6 protein-coding genes are annotated in these 5053 nt (G+C 59.8%); 2 read left to right on the forward strand and 4 right to left on the reverse strand.

Annotation, left to right across the window (positions count from 1 at the left end):
• Positions 1-50 precede the first annotated feature (50 nt).
• Positions 51-557 (reverse strand): ferritin-like domain-containing protein, encoded by a 507-nt coding sequence (locus tag EN750_RS18025; RefSeq protein ID WP_127397219.1) that lies wholly within the window; start codon positions 555-557, stop codon positions 51-53.
• 204 nt (positions 558-761) lie between these two features.
• Here EN750_RS18025 and EN750_RS18030 point away from each other — a divergent pair, with 204 nt between their 5' ends.
• Positions 762-959 carry a hypothetical protein gene (locus EN750_RS18030; RefSeq protein WP_127397220.1) on the forward strand — a complete coding sequence of 66 codons (198 nt, stop codon included), beginning with the start codon at positions 762-764 and terminating at the stop codon, positions 957-959.
• Positions 960-1146: 187 nt separating this feature from the next.
• On the opposite strand, the gene EN750_RS18035 is transcribed toward EN750_RS18030, so the two are convergent.
• From EN750_RS18035 to EN750_RS18045, 3 genes are read right to left on the reverse strand one after another with little or no spacing between them, the layout of a single operon-like run.
• Entirely contained in the window at positions 1147-2013 is an 867-nt protein-coding gene (locus EN750_RS18035; protein WP_127397224.1) for a transglutaminase family protein, read from the reverse strand.
• 50 nt (positions 2014-2063) lie between these two features.
• Positions 2064-2384 (reverse strand): SemiSWEET transporter, encoded by a 321-nt coding sequence (locus EN750_RS18040; protein WP_127397221.1) that lies wholly within the window; start codon positions 2382-2384, stop codon positions 2064-2066.
• 17 nt (positions 2385-2401) lie between these two features.
• The gene (locus EN750_RS18045; protein WP_127397222.1) at positions 2402-2986 is read right to left on the reverse strand and encodes a hypothetical protein; all 585 of its coding nucleotides are present in this window, start codon (positions 2984-2986) and stop codon (positions 2402-2404) included.
• Positions 2987-3203: 217 nt separating this feature from the next.
• On the opposite strand from EN750_RS18045, the gene EN750_RS18050 reads away from it, so the two are divergent.
• Positions 3204-5053 (forward strand): catalase (locus EN750_RS18050; protein WP_127397223.1); only part of this gene is annotated, 1850 nt, incomplete at its 3' end.

The raw sequence follows: 5053 nt of genomic DNA on the forward strand, positions 1-5053 counted from the left end.
GGTCTGTTCAGCGAGCGCGTTCATGCCGCGGTCCCCCGAACGGCGGCCGGTCAACTCGATGCCTTTTCGTTGACCTTTCGCTCGGCGATGGTGGTCAGCTTTTTGTCGGCCGCCTTTTCCTCGTTGAGCGTCGTGGTCAAAAGTCTGGCCACGGCTTCTTTGCCGCTCTCCCCTGCCCATGCGATCAAGGTTCCGTAGCGGGTGATCTCGTAGTGTTCGACGGCCTGCGCAGCGGTGATCAATGCCGCGTCGAGGACCTTTTTCTCGGCCACCTCGCCGGCGACATCGTTCGCTTCCTTGATGATGCCGTCGATCGCTGGGCAGGTTGTTCCCTTTGGCAATTCGCCGATAAGGTCGAAGGCTTGTTCAAGCCGTTGAACATGTTTTTCCGTTTCGGCTAGGTGCGCCTTGAAGGCAGCCGTCAGGTCGCGGTTGGTTGCCTTTTCGACCATGTCGGGTAGCGCCTTCAGGATCTGCTTTTCGGCATAGTAGATGTCCTGCAGCACGTGCAGGAACAGATCGTCCATCGTCTTGATGTCTTTCGTAAACAGACCCACGGCGCGCTCCTGGATTTGGATTTGGAAAAGGATATGTCGAGAACGCGCGGCGCGAGCGTCCGTTCCGGCCACTAACCGCGGGCGCGTCGCAGGAACGATTGCCTTCGTCCATCGTTGCGGCTTGTCGGGCTAATGTCCGGCCCAATCTCCCGAATTGATGGAGCACCGTCATGACCGATCGCCCGCCGCTTCGCACCGGAGCAGATGGGAAAGGAGGCCTACGCCGACTTCATGGCCGCCACGCGCGACCCGGAGACGATCCATGGGATGTTGGAGGACTATCGCGCCGGCCTCGGCATCGACCGGCAGCACGACGAAGAGGACCGGCGTGCTGGGCGCGAGGTGCAGTGCCCGACGCTGGCGCTTTGGTCGCTGCGGGATGATCTGGAGCAGCTATGGTGACGTGCTCGGCGTCTGGCGACCATGGACGACACGGCTGGAGGGACGGGGCCTGGACTGCGGTCACCACATGGCGGAAGAAGCAGCGGAGAAACTGGAGACAGAACTGCGCGGATTCTGACCAGGGCCGGAGAATAGTCGACGCCGTCCGTTTACATGCAGACCTTCTATCGACGACGGTGAACTCCGCTCAATTTGCGCCGGCGTTCGGCGCGGGCTCCTCGGTGGAGATTGCATCGGTCGTTCGGCCCGGCAACTCAGGAGATCCATCAGCGTGGTCGATGGTTATCTTGACCGGTCCGGCTTCGATCTCGCCAAAGGGCGAGGCGAACGCAATCTCCGCAGCGTCCCGGCCGACGCCGATGCGGACCAGTCCATCGAGATTGGCTTGCCGCGTTCCATCGAAGAGCCACCAGCGGCCGTCAAGATAGGCCTCGAATACCGCATGAAAGTCCCGCGGCTCCAGCCCGTAGGCGTAACAGCTCACGAAGCGCGCCGGAATATTGAGGGCACGGCAGAAAGCGATGCCAAGATGGGCGAAATCACGGCAAACTCCTGCCCGGAGCAAGAGGCTTTCGTCGGCAGTGGTCTGTTCGTTCGACGAGCCGCGACGGTAATCGATATTGTCGTAGAGCCAGTTGCAGATCGCCGTGACGCGGCCGTGACCCGTTGGCAAGTCGCCAAATTCGCGACAAGCAAATGCAGACAGCCTGTCCGAAGGGACAAACCGCGACGGTAGAAGAAAAGGCATTATGTCGAGCGGCATCGCGTCGAGCGGGGTCTCGCCAATCGTCGCCGGATCGGCGCGGAAGACCTCGAGCGTCACATCAGCCTCATAGATGACCTTCAACGGGCCAGGTTGCGCTGAGACACTCACATATCGATTCTGTATGTCGGGAACAGTGTAAGTCCGACGCGGAAGGTCTGGCGTGACAGTCAGCCGCTCAACCAGGTCATGATGCCTAAGCAACCTCGCCACTTCCAGGTTGAAGATGAAGACGGTGGGCGCTTTCACCTCGTAAGAGAGCTCGCACCCCAATCTGTATCGAACGGTCATAACAGGTCTATCCTTCAGTGCGGCGATGTCGACAATACCACGAATCGAGATCAACCTTTGGGATCGCCCGTGCCTTCTGTCCTCGGGTCGAGAGCATCTGCAACGGCTTCTTTCTTGGCTCGTGGAAGCACGGTCATCAGCAGGATGAATGCAGAGAGGAGTAGACAGGCCCCGTTGGTGATGATGATAGGCCATTCTTCCTTTATGACGCCGAAGACTAGCCACAGCGCGAAACCCAAAACGGTGAGCGCGTACATTGGGGCCGAGATACTGCCGGTGTCGCGCGTCCTGATGATTTTCCACGCCTGCGGCGTAAAGCTGGTCATCGAACATAGGGCTGCGAGATATCCGACGATCGTAACATTATCCATAGATACAACGCCCAATCTCAGGAACGACGCGGCTCAGAGCTATCCGCCCGCGCTAGATCCGAAACGCGGACGACGCCGCGCTGGCTTACGAAAGTAAGGGTGGAATCCGTGCTCTGCGCTTGAGACACACCGGAAATCTGGTGATCGCCGGTGTCGTAGGTCGTGGTCTGGCCGTGATCATCGATCACCAAGCGACGCTTTACGGGAAACACCGCGTAGCGCATGTCATTCTGAGACCCGACGGAAGAAGGGTTGCCGAGTTCTTGGGGCCACCATGAACCGGCATGACGAGTGCCACCGGAACGATAACTGACAGCACGATCCGCGTCTGGATGCTCGACCGGGTGCTCGCGCAGGTACCTCGACAGTTCACCGGCAATGGCATTGAGCTTTGCTTTTAGGCTGTCGTTGAACATGTCGCCGACCATGGTCATGCCGGAAGACCATTGCGACATACCGCCGAACTCGGCATGGCTGAACTGCGCCATGGTCCCGCCGCCGCGACGCATGGCATCGAAAACCACCCTCACAGCCTCCTCGGACACGCCGTGCTCACTCGCGAGCTTGGCAGTGACTTCCGCTTCTTCCCGTGCGCTGGCCATAGAATTTTCCCCACGTTTGTGGTCGACACAACTGCGCGCCCCGTCAGCGGTTCCAGACGGTCGGTGGCCACGCTCTAAAGGGGCCGCAAATGCCCTTGTATTGCGCCCGCGGGTAGTCTGCCTGAAAGAGGACTGCTCCGCTCGCATAAGGAACTTAAGGGGTAGGCCGGCATTGAGATTGATCTGAAGTCCGGTTTCTCCAGAAGGAAATATCAGCATGGCTAAGACCACTAGACAGTCGTCGGGCAAGCCCGCGACGATCCATGATCAAAAGTTGATGCGCGGGAACGGAGGCGAGCTTCACCAGATCGCCGAGGGGGATACCGAGGTCCTGACGACCGCGCAAGGCGGTCCGGTCGCCGATGACCAGAACACTTTGAAGGTCGGTGAGCGCGGTCCGGCGCTCATCGAAGATTTCCATTTCCGGGAGAAGATCTTCCACTTCGACCACGAGCGCATTCCTGAGCGCGTGGTGCACGCGCGGGGCTATGGGGCACACGGCTTCTTCGAAACCTACGAGTCGCTGGCGGCCTATACGCGCGCCGACATCTTTCAGCGTGCCGGCGAGAAGACACCGGTTTTTGTGCGCTTCTCTACCGTTGCAGGATCGAAGGGCTCGTTCGACCTCGCCCGCGACGTGCGCGGCTTCGCAGTCAAGTTCTACACTCAAGAAGGCAACTGGGACCTTGTCGGCAACAACATCCCTGTTTTCTTCATCCAGGACGCGATCAAGTTCCCCGACATCATTCATGCGGTGAAGCCTGAGCCAGACCGCGCCTTCCCCCAGGCCCAGTCGGCGCATGATAATTTCTGGGACTTCATCAGCCTGACGCCGGAATCGATGCACATGATCATGTGGGTGATGTCCGACCGCGCCATCCCGCGTTCCTTCCGGTTCATGCAGGGTTTTGGCGTGCATACCTTCCGGCTTGTGAACGCTAAGGACGAATCCACCTTCGTCAAGTTTATCTGGAAACCGAAGCTGGGCATGCAGTCGGTGGTCTGGAACGAAGCCGTCAAGATCAACGGTGCCGACCCGGATTTTCATCGGCGTGATCTTTGGAATGCAATTCAGGCCGGAGATTTTCCGGAATGGGAACTCAACCTGCAGCTCTTCGATCAAGAGTTTGCGGACAGTTTCGACTTCGACGTGCTCGACCCGACCAAACTCATCCCTGAAGAAATCCTGCCGCCGGTTCCGGTCGGCCGACTGGTGCTCGACCGGATGCCCGACAATTTCTTCGCCGAGACCGAGCAGGTCGCGTTCATGACCCAGAACGTGCCGCCGGGGATCGACTTCTCCAACGACCCGCTGCTGCAGGGCCGGAACTTCTCCTACCTGGATACGCAGCTGAAGCGCTTGGGTAGCCCCAACTTCACGCACATTCCGATCAACGCGCCGAAATGCCCGTTTCACCACTTCCAGCAGGACGGCCACATGGCGATGCGCAATCCGGTGGGCCGAGTGAACTACCAGCCGAATTCCTTTGGCGAAGGCCCTCGGGAATCGCTACAGCGGGGTTTCAGGTCGTTCGCCGACGCGGAAGAAGGCCAGAAGGTCCGGCTACGTGCGGAAAGCTTCGCCGACCACTACAGCCAGGCGCGGCAGTTCTTCAACAGTCAGACTGCTCCCGAGCAGCGCCATATCGCCATGGCGTTGACCTTCGAACTCAGCAAGGTCGAGACGGTGGCCATCCGGGAACGTATGGTCGCGCACCTGCTCAACATCGACGAGGGACTTGCCGAAACAGTCGCCGACAAACTCGGCATGAAAGAACTGCCTAAGCCGGCGGATGCCGCGATAGCGCCTCGCGACGATCTCGAACCCTCGCCCGCGCTCAGCGTCATCGAAAACGGCCCGGAAAGCTTTGCCGGCCGCAAGGTTGGCGTGCTTGTCAGTCCCGGCGCCGATGCGGCACAGCTGAAGAAGCTGCAAGCAGCGATCGAGAAGGAGGGCGCAGTCATGGAGGTGGTCGCGCCGAAGGTTGGCGGCGTCGAGGCCGCTGACGGCAGCTGGATCGCGGCAAAGCACATGATCGACGGCGGGCCGTCTGTCCTATTCGACGC

Origin of the sequence: Mesorhizobium sp. M7A.F.Ca.ET.027.03.2.1, from assembly GCF_003999175.1 — a bacterium.
Classification (GTDB): Bacteria; Pseudomonadota; Alphaproteobacteria; order Rhizobiales; family Rhizobiaceae; genus Mesorhizobium.

Excerpts from the sequence above, each read along its gene's own strand:
- EN750_RS18030 (WP_127397220.1), top strand. The coding sequence starts at position 762 with ATGGGAAAGGAGGCCTACGCCGACTTCATGGCCGCCACGCGCGACCCG.
- EN750_RS18035 (WP_127397224.1), bottom strand. The coding sequence starts at position 2,013 with ATGACCGTTCGATACAGATTGGGGTGCGAGCTCTCTTACGAGGTGAAA.
- EN750_RS18040 (WP_127397221.1), bottom strand. The coding sequence starts at position 2,384 with ATGGATAATGTTACGATCGTCGGATATCTCGCAGCCCTATGTTCGATG.
- EN750_RS18045 (WP_127397222.1), bottom strand. The coding sequence starts at position 2,986 with ATGGCCAGCGCACGGGAAGAAGCGGAAGTCACTGCCAAGCTCGCGAGT.